The sequence below is a fragment of the Stenotrophomonas sp. SKA14 genome (assembly GCF_000158575.1).
Lineage (GTDB): Bacteria > Pseudomonadota > Gammaproteobacteria > Xanthomonadales > Xanthomonadaceae > Stenotrophomonas > Stenotrophomonas forensis.
On the sequence record NZ_DS999412.1, the window covers coordinates 412,254 to 435,606 of the forward strand.

20 protein-coding genes are annotated in these 23,353 nt (G+C 67.5%); 10 read left to right on the forward strand and 10 right to left on the reverse strand.

The window, feature by feature from the left end:
• Positions 1-44: 44 nt before the first annotated feature.
• Both SSKA14_RS02040 and SSKA14_RS02045 read right to left on the reverse strand, forming a co-directional pair.
• Positions 45-815, reverse strand: a complete 771-nt coding sequence (locus SSKA14_RS02040) for a rhomboid family intramembrane serine protease (RefSeq protein ID WP_008268315.1) — start codon at positions 813-815, stop codon at positions 45-47.
• 106 nt (positions 816-921) lie between these two features.
• Positions 922-1,884 carry a TerC family protein gene (locus SSKA14_RS02045; protein ID WP_005411722.1) on the reverse strand — a complete coding sequence of 321 codons (963 nt, stop codon included), beginning with the start codon at positions 1,882-1,884 and terminating at the stop codon, positions 922-924.
• A 290-nt stretch (positions 1,885-2,174) separates the two neighbouring features.
• Here SSKA14_RS02045 and SSKA14_RS02050 point away from each other — a divergent pair, with 290 nt between their 5' ends.
• The 4 genes from SSKA14_RS02050 (at position 2,175) to SSKA14_RS02065 (ending at position 5,897) form a co-directional block, all read left to right on the forward strand.
• Positions 2,175-3,344, forward strand: a complete 1,170-nt coding sequence (locus SSKA14_RS02050; protein ID WP_008264547.1) for a class I SAM-dependent rRNA methyltransferase — start codon at positions 2,175-2,177, stop codon at positions 3,342-3,344.
• 60 nt (positions 3,345-3,404) lie between these two features.
• A complete protein-coding gene (locus SSKA14_RS02055; protein WP_008265388.1) occupies positions 3,405-4,085 on the forward strand; it encodes a WYL domain-containing protein in 681 nt (226 codons plus the stop codon).
• Between the two features lie 60 nt (positions 4,086-4,145).
• The gene (locus tag SSKA14_RS02060) at positions 4,146-4,448 is read left to right on the forward strand and encodes an antibiotic biosynthesis monooxygenase (protein WP_008265858.1); all 303 of its coding nucleotides are present in this window, start codon (positions 4,146-4,148) and stop codon (positions 4,446-4,448) included.
• 207 nt (positions 4,449-4,655) lie between these two features.
• Positions 4,656-5,897 carry a dipeptidase gene (locus tag SSKA14_RS02065; RefSeq protein ID WP_008265378.1) on the forward strand — a complete coding sequence of 414 codons (1,242 nt, stop codon included), beginning with the start codon at positions 4,656-4,658 and terminating at the stop codon, positions 5,895-5,897.
• Between the two features lie 93 nt (positions 5,898-5,990).
• Here SSKA14_RS02065 and SSKA14_RS02070 read toward each other — a convergent pair whose 3' ends face one another.
• From SSKA14_RS02070 to SSKA14_RS02080, 3 genes are all read right to left on the reverse strand, one after another.
• On the reverse strand, positions 5,991-7,418 hold the full coding sequence (locus tag SSKA14_RS02070; RefSeq protein WP_008266562.1) for an amino acid permease: 1,428 nt from the start codon (positions 7,416-7,418) through the stop codon (positions 5,991-5,993).
• A gap of 244 nt (positions 7,419-7,662) precedes the next feature.
• Positions 7,663-8,292, reverse strand: coding sequence for a leucine efflux protein LeuE (gene leuE, locus SSKA14_RS02075; RefSeq protein ID WP_008265178.1), 630 nt, complete (start codon positions 8,290-8,292; stop codon positions 7,663-7,665).
• 15 nt (positions 8,293-8,307) lie between these two features.
• Positions 8,308-9,279 (reverse strand): LysR family transcriptional regulator, encoded by a 972-nt coding sequence (locus tag SSKA14_RS02080; RefSeq protein ID WP_040006803.1) that lies wholly within the window; start codon positions 9,277-9,279, stop codon positions 8,308-8,310.
• 91 nt (positions 9,280-9,370) lie between these two features.
• On the opposite strand from SSKA14_RS02080, the gene SSKA14_RS02085 reads away from it, so the two are divergent.
• Positions 9,371-10,378: a zinc-binding alcohol dehydrogenase family protein gene (locus SSKA14_RS02085; protein WP_008265385.1), complete on the forward strand. Its 1,008-nt coding sequence runs from the start codon at positions 9,371-9,373 to the stop codon at positions 10,376-10,378.
• A 26-nt stretch (positions 10,379-10,404) separates the two neighbouring features.
• Here the strand turns inward: SSKA14_RS02085 and SSKA14_RS02090 are convergent, their stop codons facing one another.
• Positions 10,405-11,010, reverse strand: a complete 606-nt coding sequence (locus SSKA14_RS02090; protein ID WP_008267398.1) for a glutathione S-transferase N-terminal domain-containing protein — start codon at positions 11,008-11,010, stop codon at positions 10,405-10,407.
• Between the two features lie 44 nt (positions 11,011-11,054).
• Here SSKA14_RS02090 and rmuC point away from each other — a divergent pair, with 44 nt between their 5' ends.
• The 4 genes from rmuC to SSKA14_RS02110 all read left to right on the forward strand — a co-directional run bounded on the left by rmuC (position 11,055) and on the right by SSKA14_RS02110 (position 14,152).
• Positions 11,055-12,611 (forward strand): DNA recombination protein RmuC, encoded by a 1,557-nt coding sequence (gene rmuC, locus SSKA14_RS02095; protein ID WP_008267559.1) that lies wholly within the window; start codon positions 11,055-11,057, stop codon positions 12,609-12,611.
• A gap of 71 nt (positions 12,612-12,682) precedes the next feature.
• Positions 12,683-13,081 (forward strand): hypothetical protein, encoded by a 399-nt coding sequence (locus tag SSKA14_RS02100; RefSeq protein WP_040006805.1) that lies wholly within the window; start codon positions 12,683-12,685, stop codon positions 13,079-13,081.
• A gap of 86 nt (positions 13,082-13,167) precedes the next feature.
• A complete protein-coding gene (locus tag SSKA14_RS02105) occupies positions 13,168-13,713 on the forward strand; it encodes a glutathione peroxidase (protein WP_008266870.1) in 546 nt (181 codons plus the stop codon).
• A gap of 148 nt (positions 13,714-13,861) precedes the next feature.
• The gene (locus SSKA14_RS02110; protein ID WP_006478849.1) at positions 13,862-14,152 is read left to right on the forward strand and encodes a hypothetical protein; all 291 of its coding nucleotides are present in this window, start codon (positions 13,862-13,864) and stop codon (positions 14,150-14,152) included.
• A 16-nt stretch (positions 14,153-14,168) separates the two neighbouring features.
• Here SSKA14_RS02110 and SSKA14_RS02115 read toward each other — a convergent pair whose 3' ends face one another.
• The 4 genes from SSKA14_RS02115 to SSKA14_RS02130 are packed head-to-tail and all read right to left on the reverse strand — an operon-like array spanning position 14,169 to position 16,406.
• A complete protein-coding gene (locus tag SSKA14_RS02115; RefSeq protein WP_008267429.1) occupies positions 14,169-14,720 on the reverse strand; it encodes a GNAT family N-acetyltransferase in 552 nt (183 codons plus the stop codon).
• A complete protein-coding gene (locus SSKA14_RS02120) occupies positions 14,717-15,250 on the reverse strand; it encodes a tail fiber protein (RefSeq protein ID WP_008265750.1) in 534 nt (177 codons plus the stop codon). Before SSKA14_RS02120 ends, SSKA14_RS02115 begins: the two co-directional genes overlap by 4 nt.
• 31 nt (positions 15,251-15,281) lie before the next feature.
• Entirely contained in the window at positions 15,282-15,812 is a 531-nt protein-coding gene (locus SSKA14_RS02125) for a tail fiber protein (RefSeq protein WP_008264600.1), read from the reverse strand.
• A gap of 54 nt (positions 15,813-15,866) precedes the next feature.
• Positions 15,867-16,406, reverse strand: a complete 540-nt coding sequence (locus SSKA14_RS02130) for a tail fiber protein (RefSeq protein WP_008264686.1) — start codon at positions 16,404-16,406, stop codon at positions 15,867-15,869.
• Positions 16,407-16,699: 293 nt separating this feature from the next.
• Between SSKA14_RS02130 and SSKA14_RS02135 the strand changes: the two genes are divergently transcribed.
• A complete protein-coding gene (locus SSKA14_RS02135; protein WP_008266085.1) occupies positions 16,700-23,329 on the forward strand; it encodes a putative Ig domain-containing protein in 6,630 nt (2,209 codons plus the stop codon).
• The last annotated feature ends 24 nt before the right edge of the window (positions 23,330-23,353 follow it).

A 23,353-nucleotide genomic window follows, 5' to 3' on the forward strand; every position in this document is an offset into this window, starting at 1 on the left:
TGGGAATTACCGGGTTGCCGGCCAGCGGCCGGCACTATCACACCTCAGCCGCGCGGATCGTCCGGCCGCCGGAACGGAATCACCACGTAGTCCTGGCCTTCGCGCGGCTGCCACAACACCGGCACGCGCTGTGGCGACGGTGGCTCCAGCTCGTCGTCGGCCAGCGGTTCGGCCTCATCCTCTTCGTCTTCCCAACTGTAGCGCTGGCGCGGCGGCAGGGGGTCGGCATTGCGGAACAGCAGCGCGGCAATGATGCCGGCGAAGGCGCCGCCCATGTGCGACTGCCACGACACGCCGTCGGCGTGCGGCAGGACGGTCATCAGCATGCCACCATAGAACAGCATGCCGATCAGGCCGGTGGCGATCGCCGCGCGGTCGCGACGCAGCAGGCCGAGGCTGGCGAGCAGGAACATCAGGCCGTGGGTCACGCCACTGGCGCCCAGGTGCACGCTGCCCGGATTGCCCAGCATCCAGGCACCCAGGCCCGAGCCCAGCCACAGCAGGGGCAGGGCGCGCACGGTGGCTTTTGGATACACGCTGCCGGCCAGGGTGCCGAGGATCAGGATGGCGATGCTGTTGGCGGCGATGTGCTCGACCGAGGCATGCAGCATCGGGCCACCGACCAGGCCGAGCAGGCCCTTGGCTTCCAGCGGCGCTACCGCCCAGGGGCGCCAGTCGAACGTGCCCTGCAGGGCGAACACGGCCACCAGCACCAGCACGGCGGCCAGGCTGGCATTGAACGCCCGCAGGATGCGCGAGCGGTCATTGCGGGGGGCCGGTACGTCGCCGGCGGGCAGGGGCGCGTTGTTGTCCATACCTCAGCAATGGCGGTGGTTGCCGCGAAACCAAGGCCGCCGCGGCGGGAGAGTGGAGACGGCCGGCGGGACAATCCCGCCGGCCGTGCCGTTCAGCGATTCAGGTTCAGGCGTGGCCCGATCCTTCCTTGGGCGGGTACTTCAGGCTCAGCACCACGGTGGCGGCGATGATCACCGCGACCACGCCCAGCGACACCGGGGTCGGGATCTTGAACAGGTCGATGATCATCATCTTGATGCCGATGAAGCCCAGTACCAGCGCCAGGCCGTACGGCAGCAGGTGGAAGCGGTCGGCCATGCCGGCCAGCAGGAAGAACATCGCGCGCAGGCCCAGCACCGCGAACACGTTGGAGGTGAGCACGATGAACGGGTCGGTGGTGATCGCGAAGATCGCCGGGATGCTGTCCACGGCGAAGATCACGTCGGTGACCGCGATCAGGATCAGTACCGCGAACAGCGGGGTGAACCAGCGCACGCCATCGCGCTTCACGCTCAGCGCGTTGCCGGCGTAGTCCGGCAGCAGGCGCAGGTGCTTGCGCATCCAGCGCAGGGCCGGATTGGTCTCAAGATCGGGTTCCTGGCCGGCGGCGAACCACATCTTCCAGCCGGTGAACAGCAGGAAGGCACCGAACACGTAGAGCAGCCAATGGAACTGGCTGATCAGCACGCTACCAGCGAAGATCATGATCGTACGCAGCACGATCGCACCCAGGATGCCGATGATCAGCACCTTCTGGCGCTGCTCCTCCGGCACCGCGAAGTAGCTCATGATCATCAGGAAGACAAAGATGTTGTCGACCGCCAGCGCCTTCTCGACCAGGTAGCCGGTCAGGAATTCGAGGCCGACCTTGTTGGCCACGACCTGGCCGGCGGTCTCATTGAGGTAGTACCAGAGGCCGGCGTTGAACAGCAGGGCCAGCGCGACCCAGCCGATCGACCACCACAGGGCCTCCTTGAAGGTGACCTTGTGCGGTCCACCATGGCGCATCAACACGAGGTCGACCAGCAGGGCGATGACCACCACCGCTGCGAAGCCGCCCCACAACCACACGTTACCGATCGTCTGCATTGGGAATGTCCGTTGGAAAGATGAATGCCAGGCCGGACGGCGAGGATCTGCAACGGAGGATCGGGAGGGGATCCAGGGACAGAGCTTCGCCAGTACGGCGAAGGTCTCGCTCGCAGTTCCAATGGCTGGAACTGCCGTTGCACCGGAGCCTGCGGGCTCGAATTGACGGCGACAACGTCTGGGAGCTACTCCCCTTCTGGCGCCGATTCTGCCGTCTGGCCGGGCCGCCGTCAATTGCCGCGCCCGTGCTGGATTTCCGGCCCCCGCCGCCCCCCGGCTACAATGGGCGGATGAATACCCCCCTTCCGATTGTCCGCCTCAAGAATGCGTGGCGTTCCAGCCACCCGTGGATCTTCCAGAAACTGGTCGAGAAGCCGACCGTCCGGCCCAAGCCCGGCTCCATCGTCGACGTGGTCGGCATCGATGGCGAGTTCATTGGCCGGGGGTTCTACAACGGGCATTCGCGCATTGCCGTGCGCATCCTCGAAACCGACCCGAACGTGCCGGTCGATGCCGGCTGGTTCTCGCGCAAGATCGCCCAGGCGGTGTCGCTGCGCCGTGAGGTGCTGAAGCTCGATGCGGTGTCCGACGCCTGGCGCGTGGTGCACAGCGAAGGCGACGGTCTGTCCGGCCTGGTGGTCGACCGCTATGGCGACCTGGTGGTGGTCGAGTTCTTCGCCGCCGGCATGTTCCGCCACCGCGAGTGGATCTACGACGCCCTGCGCGAGCAGTTCCCGGGCTGCCGCTTCCACAGCTTCGCCGACGAGCACGTGCAGAAGCAGGAAAGCTTCGACTTCCACGGCAATACCACCACCGAAGCAGCGGTGATCACCGAGTACGGCATCAAGTTCCGCGCCGACCCGGCCGGTGCGCACAAGACCGGCTTCTTCGCCGACCAGCGCGAGAACCGCGAGTGGCTGAGCCAGCAGGTGGAAGGCAAGAGCGTGCTCGACCTGTGCTGCAACACCGGCGGTTTTGCGGTGTATGCGGCGGCGCGTGGCGCCTCGGAAGTGGTCGGCATCGACATCGATGAAGACGTCATCCAGATCGCCAAGGGCAATTCGCGCCTGAACAACGTGCGCCCGAAGTTCGTCCAGTCCGACATCTTTCCGTGGCTGCGTGATGCCGCCAACCGCGGCGAGCAGTACGACGTGGTGATCCTGGACCCGGCGAAGATGACCCGTGACCGCGACCAAGTGATCACTGCGCTGAAGAAGTACCTGGACATGAACAAGCTGGCGCTGGGCGTGGTGAAGCCGGGCGGCCTGTTCGCCACGTTCTCCTGCACCGGCCTGGTGGCCGAGGACCAGTTCCTCGACATGCTGCGCCGCGCGGCGTATTTCTCCGGCCGCACGATCCAGATCCTGAAGGTGGCCGGCGCCGGTCCGGACCATCCGTTCATGGCCCACGTGCAGGAATCGCGTTACCTCAAGGCCGTGTTCTGCCGCGTGGTCGACTGACCCGCGGCGCCTGCCCGGCCGGCCATGGGCTGGCCACTGTGGCATCGCCAGGAAAGGCCCATGCGCAAAGCCGACCGCCTGTTCCAGCTGGTCAACCTGATCCGTGTACGCCAGCCGGTGACCGCCGCCGTGCTGGCGGCGGAGCTGGGCCTGTCGGTACGTAGCATCTATCGTTACGTCGATGATCTGTCCGTGGCTGGTATTCCGGTCTACGGCGAGGCGGGTATCGGCTACCGGCTCGATGCGGGATTCGAACTGCCGCCACTGAGCCTGGATGCGGCCGAAGCCGAAGCGCTTCAGCTGGCGGTGGAGATGCTGGCGTGCAGTGGTGGTGGTCATCTGCAGCCAGCGGCACGTTCGCTGCTGCACAAGCTGCAGGCGGCGATGCCCCTGCGCATCGCACCCGCGCGCATCGCCCGCGCGCTGCGGGCCGTGCCGGTGTCGTTGCCCTGCTGGCAGCCGCTGCATGCCGCCATCGCCGACCGCCGCAGCGTCCAACTGCGCTACCGCAGCCTTCGGGGTGACATCAGTCAACGCAGCGTGTTCCCGCTTGGCTTGTTCCACTGGGGGCAGCACTGGACGCTGGGCAGCTGGTGCGCGCTGCGGCAGGACTATCGCGACTTCCGCCTCGACCAGATCGAGGCGATGGACGATGCCGTTGACGTGCCGTTGCCTGCCCGGGTCACGCTCGAAGCCTATCTGCAACATCAGCAACGGGCCTGGGAACAGCGCGCGCACTGACACCCCGGTGGCAGCAGGGCAAGCACAGACTGCCCGCTCATCCACAGTGGAATCCCTCCCATGCACGCACGTACGTCCGTCCTTGAACTGGCCGTGTTCACCGTCAAGCCCGAGGCACGCGCTGACATGCCGATACTGCGCATGCAACTGCGCGCGGTGATCGCACAGTTCCCTGGGTTGATCGATTACCAGCCGTTCTCGCCGATGGACGGTGATGATCGCTTCGTCGATATCGCGCACTGGCAGGACCTTGCCAGTGCACAGGCGGTGGCGCAGGCCTTCGCTGAAGGCGATGCCCGATTCGCGCCGTACATGGCGGCCATCGAGGAACTGCAGCTGATGCAGCACTTCCTGCCGGGCTGACCCCGGTGATGTGGAGCCGAGCCCATGCTCGGCCTCCACGCAGATCAGGCGGGCATGAATCATCTCCACTGCCCGGCGGCAAGCATCCCGCGCATTGCGATGCGTTCGTGAGAATGGCGCCCCATTGTTCAGGTGGCGCGGCCCGGCTCTACAAATCCGCGGGCCGCAGCGCTATGGTCGGGCTCTTCCCAATGCCGGTGAGAGCCCATGCCTTCGTTGCGCCACCTGTCCGTCGTGCTTGCCCTGGCGCTGTGCGCGCCGCTGTCCGCCCACGCCGTTGAGTTCAGCGCGCAGGAGCTGGCCCGTGCCAAGGCGCTGCAACAGCGCCTGGTCACCCTTGACAGCCATCTGGATACGCCGGCCAACTTCGGTCGCAGCGGCTTCGACATCGAGCAGCGCCACGACCGCAACGCGCTTTCGCAGGTGGACTACCCGCGCATGGTCGAAGGCGCGTTGGACGGCGGCTTCTGGGCGATCTACACCGATCAGGGCGATCGCAGCGCAGCGGCCCACCTGGCTGAGCGTGACCATGGCCTGCAGCGACTGATGGAAATCCGCGAGATGCTGGCGGCCAATCCCGAGCGCTTCGCGCTGGCGCTGACCGCCGATGACGCGGCGCGGATCAAGGCCGCCGGCAAGCGCGTGGTCTACATCAGCATGGAAAACGCCAGCCCGCTGGTGGAAGACCCGAGCCTGCTTTCGTTCTACCACCGCGCCGGCCTGCGCCTGCTCAGCACCGTGCACTTCGCCAACAACGAGTTCGCCGATTCCGCCACCGACCCCAAGGGCGCGGAGTGGAAGGGGTTGAGCCCGGCGGGCAAGGATCTGGTGCGGCAGGCGCTGAAGCTGGGCATCGTGATCGACCAGTCGCATGCCTCCGACGCGGTGTTCGACGACCTGCTGGCGATGATGCCGGTACCGTTCGTGCTCTCGCACAGCTCGGCCAAGGCGGTCTACGACCACCCGCGCAATCTGGACGATGCACGCCTGCGCAAGCTGGCCAAGGCCGGCGGCGTGATCCAGGTGAATGCCTATGGCGGCTACCTGATCGACACCGCCAAGACACCGGAGCGCAAGCAGGCCGAGGAAGCGCTGAGCAAGCAGCTGGGTGGCTGGGAAGGGATGGGCATCGAGCAGGGTGTTGCCCTGCTGAAGGCCGAGCAGGAGCTGGACCACGAGCATCCGGTGCGCCATGCCAGCCTGGACGACTTCTTCGCCCACTTCGAGCACATCCTCAAGGTGGTTGGCCCCGAGCATGTGGGCATCGGCCTGGACTGGGATGGCGGCGGTGGCCTGAGCGACCTGCCCGATGTCAGCCAGCTGCCGAAGATCACCGCGTGGCTGCTGCGCAAGGGCTACACCGAGCAGCAGATTGCCGGCATCTGGGGCGGCAACCTGCTGCGGGTGATGCGCCAGGCGCAGGATTACGCGGCAAAACAGGGCGTGTGAAACGCCCTGCGGTAGTGCCGGCCGCTGGCCGGCATTGCCCGTATCAACAGGATCCGGGTTGCCGGCCAGCGGCCGGCACTACCGGTGATCCATTTATTTCGCGATCAGCGCGTGCCGGCGGCTGTACAGGAAGTACAGCACCAGGCCGGCCACGTTCCACAGCAGGAAGTACAGCTGGGTGCGGTGCGGCAGGCTGATGAACAGGTAGATGCAGCCCAGCGCCGCCAGCGGGCCAACCACGAAGGCCAGCGGGGTGCGGAAGGTGCGCTCGCGGTTCGGTTCGCGCAGGCGCAGCACCACCAGGCAGATGCCCACCGCGGTGAACGCGGCCAGGGTACCGGCGTTGGCCAGCGCGGCGATCTCGTCCAGGCGCGCTACACCGGCCAGGGCCGAGACCACCACTGCGGTGAACAGCGTGGTCGCCACCGGCGTGCCGGTACGGGCGTTGACCTTGGACAGCCCGCGCGGCAGCAGGCCGTCGCGGCTCATCACGAAGAAGATGCGGCTCTGGCCGTACAGGAAGGCCAGCAGCACGGTCGGCAGCGCGATGATCGCGATCACGCCGATCACCATCGCCGCGGTCGGGTGGCCCAGCTGGCGCATGATCAGGGCCAGCGGCTCGGCGCTGTGGCCGAACACCGCGTAGCTCATCGCACCTACCGCGGCCAGCGCCACCAGCACGTAGACGATGGTGCAGCCGATCATCGAACCGATGATGCCGATTGACAGGTCGCGGCCCGGGTTCTTGGTTTCCTCGGCGGCGGTGGAGATCGCATCGAAGCCGTAGAAGGCGAAGAAGATGATCGCTGCCGCTGCCATCACGCCGTGTTCGACGCCATCAGGGCCGATCGACTTGGCGAAGCCGTAGGGCATGAACGGCTGCAGGTTGGCGCTGTCGAAAGCGGGCAGGGCGACGGCCACGAAAATGGCCAGCGCGATCAGCTTGAACACCACCAGGATGGCGTTGAGGGTAGCGCTTTCCTTGGTGCCGGCCATCAGCATGCCGGCCACCAGCCAGGTGATGACGATCGCCGGCAGGTTGATCATGCCGCCTTCCACGTGCGGGCCGGCGGCAAGCCAGGCCGGCAGGTGCACATTCCAGCCGAACTGGGTGTGCACCCATTCCAGGAAGCCGACGAAGTAGCCGGACCAGCCCACCGCTACCGTACTCACCACCAGCGAGTACTCCAGGATCAGGCTCCAGCCCACCACCCAGGCGAACACCTCGCCCAGCGCACTGTAGCTGTAGGTGTAGGCGCTGCCGGCGGCCGGCATCATCGTCGACAGCTCGGCGTAGGACAGCGCCGCGCAGGCGCAGACCGCGCCAGCGATGGCAAAGGAGATCAGCACGGCCGGGCCGGCCAGGTTGGCGCCGACGCCGATCAGCGTGTAGATGCCGGTACCGACGATGGCGCCGATGCCCAGCGCGATCAGGTGTGGCCAGCTGAGCGTGGGGATCAGACGCCTGCCGGCTTCGTGGACGGTGACGGAATCTAGGGACTTGCGCCGGAGCAGGGACATGCAGGCCTCGGAAGGGGTGACTAAGAACGACAAGTTCCCGAGTGTGACCGAACGCAGCGCAGCATTACCACTGACGGGGGTCGTGCATGGGTTGAATACGTCAGCGATGGTGGCTCGCCATCAGCTGAAGTGACGAAATCAGCACAATTGCAGGCAAAGATCGAATTCGTCCGAGGTCCCTCCGGTCGGCAGAGCCGATTCAGCGGGCGGCGTCCAGCGCAGTGGGGCCAATGGGTTGGCCCGCTCAACCATTCAGCCCCAGGCGGATACCAAACCCCACCAGGAACAGGCCGGCCACGCGGCGCAGCGCATCGCTGATTCGTGGGTGCTGGATGAGGCGGCGACGGGCCAGGTTGCCGACGCCGATCAGCATCGAGCAATAGGCGATGCTGACCACCAGGATGATGCCGGCCAGTGCCGCGAAGGTGGCGATGCCCTGGTGCGCCTTCGGGTCGATGAACAGCGGCAGGAACGCCATGTAGAACAGGATCGCCTTCGGGTTGAGCAGGCTGACCAGGATGGCCTGCTGGAAGTAGCGGCCCGGCTGCATGCGGATCGGGCCGGCTTCGCCCCCTTCGTGCTTCGGGGTCCGCAGCAGGCTGATGCCGACCCACACCAGATAGGCCGCACCGAGGTACTGCACGGCATGGAACACCAGCGGATTGGCCTTCAGCAGTGCGGCCACGCCGGCCAGGGCCAGCCACATCAGGATCTGGTCGCCGACCAGTAGGCCGACCAATGCGGTGTAGCCGCCACGCACGCCGCCACGGCCGGTGGCGGTCAGCAGGGTGAAGGTACCGGGACCGGGCAGGGCGAGGAACACCAGCACGGCGACCAGAAACGTCCACAGGTCCTGGATGCCCATCCACGGCATGGCGGTGTTCTCTTGTTACGGGGGGCCGCCATTGTCGGCCAGCGCCGCGATTGGCGACAGAGGGCTGGCGGGGCCGCCGGGCATGCCAGACAGCAGCGGTTGCAGGTGCTGGCGCAGCTGCGCGTGCAGCTGCCGCACCGCCGGCGAGAACTGCTTGCGATGCGGGCACACCAGCTGCAGCGGAATGCTGCTGCCAACGCCATCGAGCAGCAGCTGCAGGCGCCCGGCCTGCACATCCTCACGCAGGTCCAGCCAGGATTTGTAGGTGATGCCTTCGCCGGCCACGGCCCAGCGCCGCACCACGTCGGCGTCGTCGCAGACCAGCGGGCCACGCACCGGAATCACACTGCGGCGCCCTTCGACGTCGAATGACCAGCGATCGTAGGCGCGGCCACTGAGCTGGTAGACCAGGCAGTCGTGCTCACGCAGCTCGTCCAGGCGGGTGGGCGTGCCGCGCCGCTGCAGGTACCCGGGCGAGGCCGCGAGCACACGCCGGTTGCCTTCCAGCAGGGGCAGGGCGACGTAGCTGGCGTCGTCGAAGTGGCCGATGCGGATCGCCACGTCGACGGGATCGCGGAACACATCGGCCACTTCGTCGGACAGGCGCAGGTGCAGCCGCAGCCGCGGGTGCGCGGCACGGAACGCGCTCAGCCAGGGCAGCAGCAGGTTGCGGCCGAAGTCCGACGGCGCCGACAGCTGCAGGGTGCCGTGCAGTTCGGTGTCCTCGCCCTGCACGCGCGCCTGGCCCTCGCGCAGGGTGGCCAGCACCTCCTGGGCATACGGCAGGTACAGCGCACCTTCGCCGGTCAGGCGCAGGCTGCGGGTGGTGCGCACGAACAGGCGCAGGTCCAGCTCGCGCTCCAGCCGCGCCACCGCCGCAGCGACCTGGCCGGGCAGCAGATCGGCTTCGCGCGCGGCCTGCGAGAAGCTGCCCAGTGCAGCCGTGCGGACGAACAACTGCAGGTCGTCGAAACGGATCATTTTCATTACTGGAGTGAAAGTCCTGCCCGATTCTGCGCCTTTCTGCAGCGCCGCGCGCGGCGCAACCTGTGTGCTTCTTCCCCACTGGACCGCTGCCATGCGCGCCATTGCCTACACCCAAGCCGGCCTGCCGATCGATGATGCCCAGGCCCTGATCGACATCGAACTGGAGCTGCCGCAGCCCGGCCCGCGCGACCTGCGCGTGGCCGTGCGCGCGGTGGCGGTGAATCCGGTCGACACCAAGGTGCGCCGCAACATGGCTACCGACGGCCCGCGCGTGCTGGGCTGGGATGCGGTCGGCATCGTCGACGCGGTGGGCAGCGAGGTGACCCTGTTCCAGCCCGGCGATGCGGTCTACTACGCCGGCGTGATCGACCGTCCGGGCAGCAATGCCGAGTTCCAGCTGGTGGACGAGCGCAGCGTTGGCCGCAAGCCGGCCAGCCTGGGTGATGCTGCCGCCGCGGCGTTGCCGCTGACCGCGATCACTGCCTGGGAGCTGCTGTTCGACCGCCTGCGCATCGCCGAAGGCGGCGGCGAGGGCCAGACCCTGCTGGTGATCGGCGCTGCCGGTGGCGTCGGATCGATCCTGGTGCAGCTGGCGCGGAAGCTGACGAAGCTGACGGTGATCGGCACCGCCTCGCGTCCGGATACCCAGGACTGGGTGTACGCCATGGGCGCGCACCATGTGATCGACCACAGCCTGCCACTGGCCGAGGGACTGGCGCGGCTGGGCATCAGCGAGGTGCAGCACGTGGCCAGCCTGACCCACACCGACCAGCACTATGCGCAGATCGTCGAGGTGCTGGCGCCGCAGGGCCAGCTGGGGCTGATCGACGACCCGGGACAGCTGGACGTGATGGCCCTCAAGCGCAAGGCGCTGTCGCTGCACTGGGAATCGATGTTCACCCGCCCGCTGTACAAGACCGCGGACATGCAGCGCCAGCACGACCTGTTGAACCGGGTGGCCGAGCTGATCGACGCAGGCGTGCTGCAGACCACGCTGGGTGAGCACTTCGGGCGCATCGACGCGGCCAACCTGCGGCGTGCCCATGCGCTGCTGGAGAGCCATCGCGCCAAGGGCAAGATCGTGCTGGAAGGCTGGTAAGACCGGGTCGTTCCCGCGCCCCTGCCTCAGGCCACGCCGTTGTCGACGTGTTCGGCAAAACCGGGTTGCTGGCGCAGGCGTTCGAACCAGGCCTCCACGTTATGCAGCGTGGGCGTGCTGCCGGGCGTGCTGCGCCAGCGCTGGGTCGACAGTCCGAGCACGATGTCGGCGAGGGTGAACGCGCTGCCGGTGACATGGGCCCGGCCATCCGCCAACTGCGCGTCGAGCACGCCCATCAGGCGATTCCACTGCGCCAGGCTGGCCTCGGCGCGGGCATCATCCGGGTAGTCCGGGTGTTGCCGCACCCGGGCCATGAACACGTGGCGCCAGGCACTGTTGAGGTCGCTGGCCTGCCAGTCCATCCACTGCTCCACCCGCGCACGGGGCTGCGCCGCGGCGGGCAGCAGGTCGTCGCGGCCGGCGCGGGCGGCCAGGTAACGGCAGATGCTGTTGGATTCCCACAGTACGAAACCGCCGTCGCGCAGCACCGGCACCTGCCGGTTCGGGTTGAGCGCGGCCAGCAGCTCCGGCGCCGGTGCGGGATCGTGCTGCAGCGGCAGGTCGAGCCCGGCGCACAGCCACAGCACCTTGCGCACGTTGATCGAGGTCGGCTTTCCGTACAGTTCCAGCATGGCCCGGCGCAGCGTTTGAGACGGTGCCAGCCTACACTTGCCACATGCAAACCGAATTCCTGCTCATCGGCGGCCTTCTATTGGCCGTGCTCATCCTGCAGCTGGTCGCCCTGCTGCGCCGCCCGCCGCATGACCGCCTGGAACAGGCCGTACGCGAGGAGGCCCGCTCCGGGCGCAGCGAACTGCGCGAACAGCTGGATGGCTTCGCCCGCGCGCTGACCGACCTGTCGACCCGCACCGACCAGCGCCTGGATCTGCTGCGCGAAGCGCTCGGCGAAGACGCCCGCAAGGCACGCGCCGAGGCCGCCGACAGCCAGCAGCGTGGCGCGGCACTGATGGGGCAGCGCCTGCAGGAACTGCGCGGCCAGCTGGAAGCCTTTGGCCAGCAGCAGGAGGCACGCATCCACGCCTTCGGCCAGCAGTTGCAGGAGCTCACCGGGCGCACCGATACCCAGCTCGGTGCACTGCGCCAGACCCTTGTGGACGATGCGCGCAAGGGGCGCGAGGAAGGCGCGCAGTCGCAGCAGCGGTTGACCGAAAGCCTGGGCCTGCGCCTGCAGGAACTGACCCAGCGCAATGAACAGCGCATCGCCGAGATGCGCACCACGCTGGAAGAACAGCTGCGCGCGCTGCAGAACGACAATGCGCAGAAGCTGGAACAGATGCGCCACACCGTCGATGAGAAGCTGCAGTCGACGCTGGAAACGCGGCTGGGCAACTCGTTCAAGCTGGTCTCCGAACGGCTGGAGCAGGTGCAGCGCGGCCTCGGCGAGATGCAGCAGCTGGCCACCGGCGTCGGCGACCTCAAGCGCGTGCTGACCAACGTCAAGAACCGCGGCAGCTGGGGCGAAGTGCAGCTGGAAAACATCCTGGAGCAGACATTGACCCAGGAGCAGTACGCGCGGGCGGTGAAGGTGCGTCCGGACAGCGGTGAAATGGTCGACATCGCGGTGCGCCTGCCCGGCCGCAGCAACGACGACACGCCGGTGTGGCTGCCGATCGACTCCAAGTTCCCGCGCGAAGACTACGAACGCCTGCTGGATGCGCAGGAACAGGGCGATGCCGAGGGCGTGCGCCTGCAGGGTATCCAGCTTGAACGTGCGGTGCGCGTGCAGGCCAAGTCGATCTGCGACAAGTACATCGCACCGCCGCATACCACCGACTTCGCGGTGATGTTCCTGCCCACCGAAGGCCTGTATGCAGAGGTGATCCGGCGCCCGGGCCTGGTCGACCTGCTGCAGCGCGAGCATCGCGTGGTGGTGGCCGGGCCGACCACCGTCACCGCGCTGCTCAACAGCCTGCAGATGGGTTTCCGCACGCTGGCCATCGAACAGCGCTCCAGCGAGGTGTGGAGCCTGCTGGGCGCGGTGAAGAGCGAGTTCGGCAAGTTCGCCGGCATCCTCGAGAAGGCCGAAAAGCAGATCACCACCGTCGGCCGCAGCATTGGCGAGGCCAGCCGCAAGACGCGCACCATCGAACGGCGCCTGCGCGGCGTGGAATCGCTGGCTGCCGAACAGGCGCAGTCGCTGCTGGGCGACCTGGCCGAGGGGGACACCGCGGGAGAGGCCGAGGACGAGGGCAGCGACGGCGAGGAGGCCTGAGTCGCGCTGACACGCCGCCTGCATCGTCGGTGCGTATGCTGGCGGCCTGTCCGTTTCGATCAGGTATCGCCATGCGCCTGCGCCTCTGTACCAGTCTTGTCCTGACCGCGCTGCTTGCCGCCTGCAGCAGTGCGCCACCGGCCGTGGGTCCGGCAGGGCAGGCCGGGGCGGCCGCCACGCCCGAAGCCACCGAGGCCTATCGCGAGGCGCGCGACGTCGACTGCCAGGCTGCCGGCGGTACCCTGCAGCGGCTCGGCCGCCTGCAGCGCGAGCAGTGCGTGATTCCCCATGCCGATGCCGGCAAGGCCTGCAGCGGCAAGAGCGACTGCACCGGCCAGTGCCTGGCCGGGGGTGAGGTGGCCGCTGGCAGCACCACCACCGGTACCTGCCAGCGTGATGCCAGCCAGAACTTTGGTTGCCGCCAGCGCATCGAGAACGGCAAGGCGCAGGGCACGATCTGCGTGGACTGACGGAACTGCCGGCTAGCGGCCGGCACTACCGGCATCGCGCGGCGCTATGCTGGTGGGCCATTCCCCGCTGTAGCCGGAGCCCCCGCGTGAGCACTTCGATCCAGGACATTTCCCTCACCACCATCGACGGCCAGCCGTCCTCGCTTGCCGACTACCGGGGCAAGGTGCTGCTGCTGGTCAACGTCGCCTCCAAGTGCGGCCTGACCCCGCAGTACGAAGGCCTGCAGGCGCTGTATGCGGAAAAGCACGCACAGGGCCTGGAAGTGCTGGGCTTCCCCGCCAACAACTTCCTCGGCCAGGAGCCGGGCAGCGAGGCGGAAATCCAGCAGTTCTGCCAGCTCACCTACGATGTCAGCTTCCCGATGTTCTCCAAGATCAGCGTGGCCGGTGACGACACCCACCCGCTGTACCAGCAGCTGACCGCCGCGCAGCCGCAGTCGATCGGTGAAGGCCCGTTGCGCGAGCGCCTGGCCAGCAAGGAAATCCCGATCCATCCGGCACCGGCGGTGCTGTGGAACTTCGAGAAGTTCCTGGTCGGCCGCGACGGCAAGGTGATCGCGCGCTTCGCCCCGGACGTGGCTGCCGACGATGCGCGCCTGCGCGAGGCCATCGAGGCGGCGCTGGCGGCTTGAGGAACGCGTGCCAACCAAGGTTGGCACCTACCCGGAAAGAAACGCCTGCAGGCGCGTATCGCGCCTGCACTCGCGCTTGCGCGGGCACTACGCAGCGGCGAGGATGTCACCGCCGCGCTGCTCGCGGCATGCCGACAGGGGACGCGGCTTGGATCTGCTTACGCTTGAACACTTTGCCGGCTGCGTGGATGAAACCTTCGCCGCCGATCTGGATGGCATGCGGGTTGATTTCGTGCTGGTCGAGGCGCGTGCGCTGCCGGGGGCGCGCGCCGACGCACCACGAGCACCGTTCTCACTTCTGTTCCGCAACGCCGCGCCCATCCTGTTCCCGCAGCAGACCTTTCCCATGCGGCACGCACGGGTGGGCGAGGTCGGCATTTTCCTGGTGCCGATCGCACAGGAGCGCGCGGGCTTCCTCTACCAGGCCGTATTCACCTGATGCCGGCGTGGGCCGGCTACGCCAACGGATTCCAGCGCATCGCAACATGAAGGCTGCTGCCTGACGCGCCACTTGCGGTGAATCCCAGGCGCTCGTAAAGCCGGCGTGCCCCGGGGTTGTGAATCTGCACGTGCAGGCACAGCGCGCGCAGGCGTGCCGCCGATGCCTGCTGCAGGCAACGGATCATCGCGCTGCCGAGTCCGTTGCCCTGGCAGTGCGGCAGCAGGCTGATGTCGATCAGCAGATCATCGGCGCCGGTCGGGTCCAGGTAGACCCGACCGATCGCCTGCTCGTCCTTCTCGACCGCGAGGTAGTGCGCCTGCGGGTGGTGCTGCAGATAGTGCTGGTGCTGGGCCGCGAACTGCTGCGCCAGGAACTGTTGCTTGGCCAGGTCCGGCCATGGCACAGCCTGCAGTTCCTCCTGGCGGGTGCTGGCATACAGCGCCTGCAACCATGGCAGGTCGGCATCACCGAGCGCACGCCAGCGCCATGCCGCTGGCGTGGGTGCTTCGACGCATGGACGGAGCCGTTCCGTCGGGAATGGCGCCAATGCCTGCACCGGGATCATTCGAACTGCGGGAAATTGCCGCGCAGGGCAATGCAGAAGTTCACCGCCAGATACGGTTGCCGGTTCTCATGCGGCTGCCCGCCGCCGGCAGGGCCGAGCAGGGTCGGTGACATCGGCGTGGCCGGTGGCTCTGCGCTGAAAGGCTTGATCGCGTTTGATCCGGGCATCGACAGCGCACCGTTGGCCACGGGCGTGGCGGTGCGCTTGGCGGCGGGCTGCGCGTAGGCCACCAGGTCGTGGCGGTGTGCCGGGAGCATGGCCGTGGTCAACGAGACCGCAGCCTTACCGAAGGTTTCGCCGGTGGTGCGCGGGGTCAACCCCGGCCCACTGCCCTGGTGGGTGGCGCCGCGCGCGACCAGGTTCGGCAACTGGAAGGTGTTCACGCCATCGCCGCCGTACAGGGTGCCCAGCAGCGAGTACAGCGCAGGGTTCTGCCGGATGGGAATCAGCGCTCCGTTGCAGAACGCCCAGTTTGCCGGACTGTAGTTGAAGGCGAACATCTGGATTTCGCCGTAGAAGGGTTCGGTCATGATCGGGTCTCCGCCGGTTGCGAAAGGAAGGTCAGCCGCGTGACGGGAAAATGCCCGACCAGGCGATGCAGTACTGAACGGTCAGGGTCGGCATGCAGTTCTCGTGCGGCAGGCTGCTGCCGGTGGCGGAGACTGCAGCCGAATCCAGCACCATTGCGGTGGCGCCGTTGGTGTCGGTGACGTAGTAGGGTTCGCCGCTGGCCGAGCCCGGGACGGCGGTAGCCGAAGGTACGTCCGCCGTGGCGGCGGCGCTGGTGAGGTTCAGTGGGTGGTTGTGCGCTGGCAGCTGCGGCAGGGTCAGGGTTACCGATTCGGTGCCGCCGGATTGACCGATCACGCGCTGGGTCAATCCCAATCCCTGGCCCTGGTGAACAGGCAGGCGACCACGCAGGTCGGGCAGGCCGAAGGTGTTCCGGCCGTCCCCGCCGTAGGTGGTACCGATCAGGGTAAACAGTGCTTCCTGCCCGGCGACCGGCACAAGGCGGCCGTCGCAGGGAAACCAGCCAACCGGCAGGCGGCTGAATCCGAACATGCGGATCTCGCCGACAAAAGGCGTACTCATCTGTGCGTGCTCCTGGAAAGTAGGGCGGAACGGAGTGCGTTGGTGCCGGCGCGATCAGTCGCGCGGCGGGTACAGTCCGCCCTCGATGCAGATGAAGAAGTTGATGACTCCGAAGGGCTGCATGTTCGCGTGTGCCTGGTTGCTGCCGGACACGCCCACCGACCCGCCGGCCTGCGGCACGGCCGGGCTGGCCTGGGTGGCATACATCTTCGGGTTGCTGGCGGTGCCGGCGAAGGTGGCACCGGTGGGGTTGCGCACGGTGCCGGCGCTGGTCACGCCCAGCACCCCGTGCGTATGCGGCGGCATGTTGCCGACCAGCAGGGTGATCGACTCGGCGCCGGCGGCCGTGCCTACCGGCTGCGCCGGAGGCTGCCAGGCGGAGTCCACCGAGATGCCGGCCGATACCGGCACGCGGCCGCGCAGGTCGGGCAAGGCGAAGGTGGTGCGGCCATCACCGCCATACTGGACCCCCAACAGAGCGAACAGGGCCTGGTTGGCCTGGACCGACATCATCTGGCCGTCGCACAAGGCGAAGCCCCTGGGTGCAAAAGGAAAACCGGCCATGATGATCTGGCCGAGATAGACATCGCTCATCGAAATCCCCCTTGGATGCTGAGCGCGGGGCGCCGGACTGGCGCCCGCGTACTCTGAAGGCCATTCAGGTTGTGTACAAGTCCCTGCCTGTGCCCGCGCATCGCCAGACCCTTGTAGCTCTATCTTCTGGTCGGGGACTCTGTTCCAATGGCGCCACGGAGGGGCGTGGATGGCCTACCGCTGGCACCGCCGGGGATTGGCAGGGGAGAACCTCCCCGGAAGCACCGCCAGCTGGAACGCGCACCTCGATGTTGTTCCACATCCAGGTGGGATTCTTCTAAGGGGGAAGAGTCATGGCGTTCCTTTCCGGTACCGCGCGTTCCGCGCGTTCGTTCGCGTTCGTCCTGCTGCTGTCCTGCCTGGCCCTGCTGTGGCCCGGGCTGGCCTCCGCCGCCAATACGTCCACCCTCTGCGGCCCCTTCTCGGTGCACGTGCCGAGCGGAGGCAGCGTGCCGATCAACGTCACGGCCTGCGCCAGGAACATCAATTTCGCCGGTGATGGTCCCGTCGATGGACCCGCGCTCCCGCAGCGTGGCAGTGCCATCCTGCGCATCGCCGGCAGCAGCTGGTTCGTCGACTACAGCCACAACGGGCTCAATACCGTCGGCGATGTCTTTGAGTTCTCCGACACCGACGGCAATACGGTCACGGTGACGATGATCATCGACCCGCCGGCGTCGTCGATCGTGGTCAGTCCTGCGGTCCTCGATCCGATGACGGCCGGCACGGCCTTCAGCCAGACCTTGAGTGCTACAGGCGGAACTTCGCCCTACACCTACACGATCAGCGCTGGCCAACTGCCACAGGGCCTGACACTGAACAGCAACGGCACGCTCTCGGGCACCCCGACCCGGCGCGGTGCCTTCAGCTTCACCGTGCGCGCCACCGACAACCTGGGTGCCGTGGTCGACAAGGCGTACGCGCCCACGGTGCAGAATCCAAGCCTTTCGATCACGCCCACCGCCGCGACGGCAGTGATTGGCAATGCCTTCACGCTGGCCTTGAATGGCAGTGGCGGCGTTGCGCCGTACACCTATGCAGTGGAATCGGGCGCCTTGCCACCAGGCGTCACGTTCAACGGCGTGGACACCTTCAGCGGCACGCCCAGCGGACCCGCGCAGGCCTATCCACTGACCCTGCGGATCACCGACAGCAGTGCAGGCGCCGCGCCCTACTACGAGCTGAAGTCTTTCACGCTCACGGTCAGCAACGCGCCCACCGTCAGCATCACCGTATCGCCGAGCAGCGTGCTCGAAAACAGTGGCACGCCGATGGCGTACACGGTGACGCGCAGCGCCAGCCAGCCGACCGCGATGCTGGTGAACCTGACGCTTTCCGGGACGGCGACCAGCGGCACCGACTACACCGGCGCGGTGTCCAGCGTGACCATCCCGGCCAACGCCACCAGTGCCACGTTCAACATCGTTCCCGTCGCCGATACTCAGGTCGAATCCGATGAAACGGTGATCTTCACCGTGGCCGCGGGCGCCGGTTACACGGTGGGTGCACCGGCCAGTGCCACCGGCACCATCGTCAACGACGACTTCCCGGTGGCCACGGTCAGCGTCTCGCCGGCAACCGTCAACGAGAATGGCGGTGTGCCGCTGGTCTACACCATCTCCCTTGATCGGCCCAACCCGGTGCCGTTGTCGATTGCCTTCACCCTGGGCGGCACCGGAGCCAGCGGTACCGATTACACCGCGGTCAGTTCGCCGCTGGTGATCGGCGCAGGTGCCACCAGCGCGACCGTGAGCATCGCGCCCATCCCGGACGCGATTCCCGAACCCGACAAGACCGTGGTGTTGACCCTCGCCTCCGGCGCCGGGTATCAGATCGGCGTGCCGGCCAGTGCCACCGGTACCCTGCGCGACGATGACCTGCCGGGGCTGAGCATCAACGACGTCAGCGCCAACGAAGGCGACAGTGGCACCACCGGTTTCACCTTCACGGTATCGCTGAACGCGCCTGCGCCGGCCGGCGGGGTGAGCTTCGACATCGCCACTGCCAATGGCACTGCCACTGCGGGCTCGGACTATGTCGCACGCAGTCTGGTCGCGCAGACCATTCCTGCCGGCAGCCAGACCTATAGCTTCGTCGTGCAGGTCAATGGCGACACACTGCATGAGTTGAACGAGGACTTCTTCGTCAATGTCACCAATGTCAGCGGCGCGACGCTGACCGACGGCCAAGGCCGGGGCACGATCATCAATGATGACGCGGCACCCTCATTGTCCATCGCCGACATCAACGTCACCGAGGGCAACAGCGGCACCACGCCGGCGGTGTTGACCGTGACACTGTCCGCGGCAAGCGCGCTGCCGGTCCAGGTCCAGTACGCCACGGCCAATGTCACCGCCGTTGCGCCGACCGATTACACGGCCGCCAGCGGCACGCTCAGCTTCCCGCCCGGCACGACCACGCAGACGATCACCGTGCTGGTCAACGGCGATACCACGGTGGAGCCCGACGAGACCTTCCAGGTCAATCTGAGCAACCCGGTCAACGCCAGCGTGGCCGACGGCTCGGCCGTGGTCACCATCGTCTCCGATGACGCGCCGGTGGTGGTGGGGCCGGTGGCGCCGTCTTTGGCGAAGGCAGGCGTTGCCTACAGCCAGACGTTCTCGGCTACCGGCGGCACCGGGTCCTACACCTACGCGCTGTCGGGCACGCTGCCCACCGGCCTGACGTTCAACACCAGCACCGGGACACTGTCTGGCACGCCGACCCAGGCGGGCACGTTCTCGCTCAGCGTGAGTGCCACCGACAGCAGCCCGACACCGAACATGGGGACGGTGTTCTACGGGCTGATTGTGGCCGGGCCGACCCTGGCCCTGCCGGGCGCTGCGCTGCCAGGCGCAGTACGCGGCCAGCCGTTCAGCAGCAATCGTGGGCCGGTCAGTGGCGGCAATGCTCCCTATACCTTCAGTGTCACAGGCGTACTGCCGACAGGACTGGCGATCAGCCCCAACGGGGTGATCAGCGGCACGCCAACCGCGGTGGGCACGTTCAACTTCACAGTCGTCGCCCGTGACAGCACCAGTGGCACAGGTGCGCCCTTCGACGTTACCGAGAACCTGACCATCACCGTCGCGGAGTCACTGCCGCTGGCAGGCAACAGTACGTTGAGCGTGGGCTTCAATGCTCTGGCGGCGAACGTACCACTGATCCTGAGTGGCGGTCCCGCCACCTCGCTGACGCTGGCGGCGATGCCCACCCATGGCACGGCACTGGTGACCGGCCCGACCACGATCAGTTACCAGCCGGCAACCGGTTATGCCGGGCCGGACAGCTTCTCCTATACCGCCACCGGACCTGGCGGAACGTCCGCGGCAGCGACGGTGACGGTGACGGTCGCCGATCCGACCATCACCATCGGTGCCAGCGGCGGTTTCACCGCTGTGGCCGGTATGCCATACAGCCAGACGTTCACCTGGTCCGGCGGCAGCGCGCCCTTCAGCGGATACCAGGTGTCCAACCTGCCGGCCGGACTGTCGGTAACCGCGACTACCGCTAACAGCGCAACCGTCAGCGGCACACCGACTGCTTCGGGTACCTTCAACATCAGTGCATCGGCCAGGGACAGCAGTACCGGCAATGGCCCATATACGGTCGGCCAGCTGTTCAGCCTGGTGGTGGCGGGTCCGAGCCTGTCGGTGACACCGGCCGTGCTGCCGGCGGCAACGGCGGGCAATCCCTATCAGCAGGCGATCACTGTGACGGGCGGCATCGCGCCGTACCAGGTGGCACTGACCGGCACACTGCCGGCGGGCATGAGCTTCAACGCCGCCAGCGGCACGTTGTCGGGTACGCCGACGCAGTCGGGCACGTTCGCGCTGAGTGCGACGATCACTGACAGCACCGGCGGTACGCCGGCCAGCGTCACCCAGAGCTACAGCCTGGTGGTGGCCAGCCCGAGCCTGTCGGCGACACCGGCCGTGCTACCGTCCGCAACGGCGGGCAATCCCTATCAGCAGGCAATCACCGCGACGGGCGGCATCGCACCGTACCAGGTGGTGCTGACCGGCACACTGCCGGTGGGCATGAGCTTCAACACCGCCAGCGGCACGTTGTCGGGTACGCCGACGCAGTCGGGCACGTTCGCGCTGAGTGCGACGATCACTGACAGCACCGGCGGTACGCCGGCCAGCGTCACCCAGAGCTACAGCCTGGTGGTGGCCATCCCGAGCCTGTCGGCGACACCGGCCGTGCTACCGTCCGCAACGGCGGGCAATCCCTATCAGCAGGCAATCACCGCGACGGGCGGCATCGCACCGTACCAGGTGGCACTGACCGGCACACTGCCGGCGGGCATGAGCTTCAACGCCGCCAGCGGCACGTTGTCGGGTACGCCGACGCAGTCGGGCACGTTCGCGCTGAGTGCGACGATCACTGACAGCACCGGCGGTACGCCAGCCAGCATCACCCAGAGCTACAGCCTGGTGGTGGCCAGCCCGGTGCTGGCGGCGAACCCCGGCACGCTCGCTGGCGGCACCGCAGGCGCGGCCTATCAGCAGGCGATCACTGCGACCGGCGGCATCGCGCCGTACCACGTGGTGCTCAGTGGTTCGCTGCCGGCCGGTATGACCTTTGATGCGGCCAGCGGCACGTTGTCGGGTACGCCGACAACGTCGGGCACGTTCGCGTTGAGTGCGACGATCACCGACAGTACCGGCGGTACGCCGGCCAGCGTCACCCAGAGCTACAGCCTGGTGGTGGCCAGCCCGGTGCTGGTGGCGACCCCGGCGACGATTGCCGCAGGCACCGCCGGCACGGCCTATCAGCAGGCGATCACTGCGACGGGCGGCATCGCGCCGTACCACGTGGTGCTCAATGGTTCGCTGCCGGCCGGTATGACCTTCGATGCCGCCAGCGGCACGTTGTCGGGTACGCCGACGCAGTCGGGCACGTTCGCGCTGAGTGCGACGATCACCGACAGTACCGGCGGTACGCCGGCCAGCATCACCCAGAGCTACAGCCTGGTGGTGGCCAGCCCGGCGCTGGTGGCGACCCCGGGCACGCTGGCGGGCGGCACCGCAGGCAGTCCTTACCAGATGGTGTTCACCGCCAGCGGCGGCATCGCGCCGTATCACGTGGCGTTGTCGGGCACGCTGCCCGCCGGGCTGTCGTTCGATGCCGCCAGCGCCACCTTGTCCGGTACGCCAACGCAGTCGGGCAGCTTCACCGTCAGCGCGACGATCACCGACAGCACCACTGGCACACCGGCCCGTCTGGTACAGGCCTATACGCTGACGATCGCCGCGCCTGCCCTGTCGCTGACTCCGGTCGCCGGCGCGTTGCCGGCCTCGACGGCCGGCAGCAGCTACACGCTGGCTTTCGCGACCACCGGCGGTCTTGCGCCTTATCGCTACACGCTGGTCAGTGGTGCGTTGCCGCCGGGCCTGGTGCTGGATGCCAGCACCGGACGTGTCGCGGGTACCCCGAGCGTGGCGGGCAGCTTCGGCTTCAGCGTCGCTGTCAGTGATGCCACCACCGGTGGCGCAGGTTCGGCCACCCAAGCCTACACGTTGAGTGTGTCGGCACCCGTACTGACCCTGACCCCATCTGCCCTGCCGGCGGGACTGTTCGGCCACCGCTACGAGCAGCGCCTGACCGCTGCTGGTGGCACCGCACCCTATCGCTACATCCTCAGCGCCGGTGCACTACCGGATGGCGTGACGCTGGAATCGGCCGGTGGCCTGGCCGGCACGCCGACCGCCGCGGGTGCGTTCGCCTTCACTATCACTGCGACCGACGCGCTGGGCTTCAGCGGAAGCCACGACTACGTCGTGCAGATCGCCGCGCGGCCCGATCCGAGCCGGGATCCGGAAGTGCGTGGCCTGCTGTCGGCACAGCGCGATGCGGCCCGTCGATTCGCCAATTCGCAGATCGAAAACCTGCAGCAGCGCATGCAGCGGCTGCATGGCGCCAGCCGCAGCAACGGCTTCAGCAACAACCTGAGCCTGTCGTACGCGCCACGACGCTGTGAACCGATGGTGGGCAACGTGCCGGGCCCGGACTGCGATGCGCAACGTCGCCAGCCGTTCGATCGCGAACCGGCGCAGGCGGTGTCCGATCCAGCAGCAAACTCGCAGGCACCGTTGGGCCTGTGGGTGGGCGGCACGATCCGCTCCGGGCGCAACGAGGGCGGCCAGCGCAGTGGAGTCGACTTCGAGACCGATGGTGTCACCATCGGTGCCGACCGCCGGCTCAGTGACACCCTCGCGGTGGGTGCCGCGCTGGGATATGGACGCGATCGCAGCGATGTTGGCGAGCGTGGCAGCCGCAGCGATGGCCAGGCCTACAGCATGGCGTTGTATGCGAGCTACAGCCTGGGCCGCAGCCTGTTCGTGGATGCGCTGGTCGGCCACCAGCTGCTGGACTACACCCTGCGTCGCTACGTGACTGCAGATGGCAGCTTCGCGCATGCACGCCGCAACGGCAGCCAATGGTTCGGTTCGCTGGCCTTCGGCGCCGACCTGGCCCGCGGCGACTGGCAGTTCACACCGTATGCGCGCCTGGATGCCTCGCAGGGCTCGCTGGACCGTTATGCCGAACAGGGCAGCGATCTGTTCGCGCTGCGCTACGGCAGCCAGGACGTCGATGCCACCACCGGCAATGCCGGCCTGCGGATCGAAGTGCGGCGGGCGGCACGGTGGGGCGCGTGGACGCCGCAGCTGAAGGTGGAGTACCAGCATGACTTCAGCGGCAGCGGCGTGGCCACCCTGCAGTACGCCGACCTCGGCGAGCTGCCGTTCTACCGCACCACGCTGGATGGCTTCGACCGCAACCGCTGGGTGTTCGGCGCCGGAGTGATGTTCGACTTCGGCCGCAACTGGGGCCTGAAGGTGGACTATCGAGGTCTGGTCGGCAGCGGCGACGACCGCGACCACGGAGTGCAGATCAGCCTCGACAAGCAGTTGTAGTCCGTCACCATTGGCGGCAGTGGC

Bases quoted from the DNA above. Each gene is read 5' to 3' on its own strand.
- SSKA14_RS02040 (WP_008268315.1), bottom strand. From the start codon at position 815: ATGGACAACAACGCGCCCCTGCCCGCCGGCGACGTACCGGCCCCCCGC.
- SSKA14_RS02045 (WP_005411722.1), bottom strand. From the start codon at position 1,884: ATGCAGACGATCGGTAACGTGTGGTTGTGGGGCGGCTTCGCAGCGGTG.
- SSKA14_RS02050 (WP_008264547.1), top strand. From the start codon at position 2,175: ATGAATACCCCCCTTCCGATTGTCCGCCTCAAGAATGCGTGGCGTTCC.
- SSKA14_RS02055 (WP_008265388.1), top strand. From the start codon at position 3,405: ATGCGCAAAGCCGACCGCCTGTTCCAGCTGGTCAACCTGATCCGTGTA.
- SSKA14_RS02060 (WP_008265858.1), top strand. From the start codon at position 4,146: ATGCACGCACGTACGTCCGTCCTTGAACTGGCCGTGTTCACCGTCAAG.
- SSKA14_RS02065 (WP_008265378.1), top strand. From the start codon at position 4,656: ATGCCTTCGTTGCGCCACCTGTCCGTCGTGCTTGCCCTGGCGCTGTGC.
- SSKA14_RS02070 (WP_008266562.1), bottom strand. From the start codon at position 7,418: ATGTCCCTGCTCCGGCGCAAGTCCCTAGATTCCGTCACCGTCCACGAA.
- leuE (WP_008265178.1), bottom strand. From the start codon at position 8,292: ATGCCGTGGATGGGCATCCAGGACCTGTGGACGTTTCTGGTCGCCGTG.
- SSKA14_RS02080 (WP_040006803.1), bottom strand. From the start codon at position 9,279: ATGAAAATGATCCGTTTCGACGACCTGCAGTTGTTCGTCCGCACGGCT.
- SSKA14_RS02085 (WP_008265385.1), top strand. From the start codon at position 9,371: ATGCGCGCCATTGCCTACACCCAAGCCGGCCTGCCGATCGATGATGCC.
- SSKA14_RS02090 (WP_008267398.1), bottom strand. From the start codon at position 11,010: ATGCTGGAACTGTACGGAAAGCCGACCTCGATCAACGTGCGCAAGGTG.
- rmuC (WP_008267559.1), top strand. From the start codon at position 11,055: ATGCAAACCGAATTCCTGCTCATCGGCGGCCTTCTATTGGCCGTGCTC.
- SSKA14_RS02100 (WP_040006805.1), top strand. From the start codon at position 12,683: ATGCGCCTGCGCCTCTGTACCAGTCTTGTCCTGACCGCGCTGCTTGCC.
- SSKA14_RS02115 (WP_008267429.1), bottom strand. From the start codon at position 14,720: ATGATCCCGGTGCAGGCATTGGCGCCATTCCCGACGGAACGGCTCCGT.
- SSKA14_RS02120 (WP_008265750.1), bottom strand. From the start codon at position 15,250: ATGACCGAACCCTTCTACGGCGAAATCCAGATGTTCGCCTTCAACTAC.
- SSKA14_RS02125 (WP_008264600.1), bottom strand. From the start codon at position 15,812: ATGAGTACGCCTTTTGTCGGCGAGATCCGCATGTTCGGATTCAGCCGC.
- SSKA14_RS02130 (WP_008264686.1), bottom strand. From the start codon at position 16,406: ATGAGCGATGTCTATCTCGGCCAGATCATCATGGCCGGTTTTCCTTTT.
- SSKA14_RS02135 (WP_008266085.1), top strand. From the start codon at position 16,700: ATGGCGTTCCTTTCCGGTACCGCGCGTTCCGCGCGTTCGTTCGCGTTC.